The organism is Lachnoanaerobaculum saburreum DSM 3986 (genome assembly GCF_000185385.1).
GTDB lineage: Bacteria > Bacillota > Clostridia > Lachnospirales > Lachnospiraceae > Lachnoanaerobaculum > Lachnoanaerobaculum saburreum.
On record NZ_GL622296.1, the window covers coordinates 2,976,717 to 2,978,689 of the forward strand.

The window sequence follows — 1,973 nt, forward strand, 5'->3', positions numbered from 1 at the left end:
ATAATATTTGTATAATAATAAATATCTATTTTGTTTATTTAACACATTTAATAGCGTTTGTTTTACATATATTTTATTTTTACGTAAATTTATTCTTGAATACTCTTCACATCTGATATCTTCTCTTTCCTTTATCGGCGCAGCCCACAAAACCGCATTGCTGATTACCTTTAGCACTAAAGGATTGTAATAGGCTGAATTTGTATCATGTCCCGGATGAAAGTAAAAAACTTTCCCGTATCCTCTCTGCCATGTACAGCCCCCTCTAAATAAATTACCCCCTGAAAACCAAGTAGTAAAAACGACATCATCAGGCTTGGGGATATCAAAAAACTCCCCGTACATCTCTTCCTCTTCCAAATCAAAAAATTCAGGTATCCCTTTTGCTATCGGATGTGAAGGAGATGTGGTCCATATACGTGCAAAGTCCCCATAACGATACTTTAATGTACAACTTGTTCCCATCAGCCTTTTAAATACTTTACTCAAATGAGCCGAGTGCAGCACAATAAGTCCCATACCTTTCATCACTCTGTTATATATTCTTTCTACTATTTCATCCGGAAAAATCCCATGGGTACGGTGCGCCCAAAAGACAAGCACATCTGTTTTCTCCAATATTTCTTCAGTCAATCCGAATTCATCCATATCACTGTTCAAACATGTAACTTCAAAATTATCGGCAAAAGATAATTCTCTGTTTATTCCGCCTGCTATTTCCTCAGCAATACCCCTTGGATAAACTTTCTGAACTTCTTCCTCTTTTTTATGTAAATTTTCATCCCATACAACAATACGCATTATAAACCTCCGTCAAATTTTATTACTTCGTTTTTCTCTGATGACTTCCAAACAGCTTCAAGAATCTGCATCACCCTGCGTATTTCGGGGATTTTAATTATAAATTCAGTTTGTCCTTCTCGTGCATCTCTATAATTTTCAAAAAAATCAATCTGCTCAGTATCCGCAACAGGAAGTTCCTCTGTCAAAAGAATATCTTTATCAATATGTCCGAACGAACGTGTAGGACCTGCAAAAGTCATAGTTGTCTTACCCGGAACATTTGTAAGAAGACGGCTTGTTTTTACAATTTTACCTTTCGGAAAAAAGCCGTCCGAGTATGCACTTCCTTTATCGCCGCCGATAAACCAATGGTGTTCAAACCAATTTTCTTTATCTTCCAAAAAATATGTTCCAAGTTCTATTTCCGCATGAATATTATTTTGAAATTTTATGTCAATTTTAAAATAATCATCAACCTCAAAATTAATCACATTCCTCACCTGAGCATAGACAGATTCAACCTTAGATTGAACCATCCATAATATTTGGTCAATCAAGTGAACGCCCCAATCATAAAGCATTCCGCCGCCGTATTTTTTATATACATGCCAGTCATGCATATTTCCGTTTATACCATATAACATTGATTGAATTGTATATATATTGCCCAGTAAGTTTTTGTCATAAACCGTTTTCATTGTCCTGTAATCTTTATCATATCGTCTTTGATGGTGAATTGTAAAATCAACCTCACACTCTTTACATATCTGCACCATTTCATCAAATTCTTTCACACTAAGAGCAACCGGCTTTTCACAGATAATGTTTTTTCCTGCTCTTGCGGCCTTCTCCACCATTTCTCTATGCTTGTGATTTTCAACAACAATCAGCACAGTATCAATCTCATCATTTTCAAGCAATCTATCCGCATCTGTGTACTTGATAACTCCCGGAGTTGATGAATCGTTCATCCTTGACTCGTCAATATCACAAATCCCCACCAATTCCATTCCTTTTGTCTGTGCGATTTTTATCTCATGCTTATGTCCCATGTAACCAAAGCCTATAATTCCAAATTTAATCATTGGTAGCGTTCCTTTCCAAGCATTTTATTCATTAAAATATTTACGTAAATATTTTTTATATTTTCATTCTTTTCTCTTTGATTATTACATATACGCAGTTATAAA

Annotated in this window: 2 protein-coding genes; both read right to left on the reverse strand. The window is 35.2% G+C overall.

The features are described 5' to 3' along the window. On the reverse strand, window positions 1-801 hold an 801-nt coding region (locus tag HMPREF0381_RS13745; protein ID WP_008752620.1), incomplete at its 3' end, for a ThuA domain-containing protein. Further along, window positions 801-1,868 (reverse strand): Gfo/Idh/MocA family protein, encoded by a 1,068-nt coding sequence (locus HMPREF0381_RS13750; RefSeq protein WP_008752621.1) that lies wholly within the window; start codon window positions 1,866-1,868, stop codon window positions 801-803. The genes HMPREF0381_RS13750 and HMPREF0381_RS13745, both read right to left, overlap by 1 nt. Window positions 1,869-1,973 lie beyond the last annotated feature (105 nt).

Bases quoted from the DNA above. Each gene is read 5' to 3' on its own strand.
- HMPREF0381_RS13750 (WP_008752621.1), bottom strand. From the start codon at position 1,868: ATGATTAAATTTGGAATTATAGGCTTTGGTTACATGGGACATAAGCAT.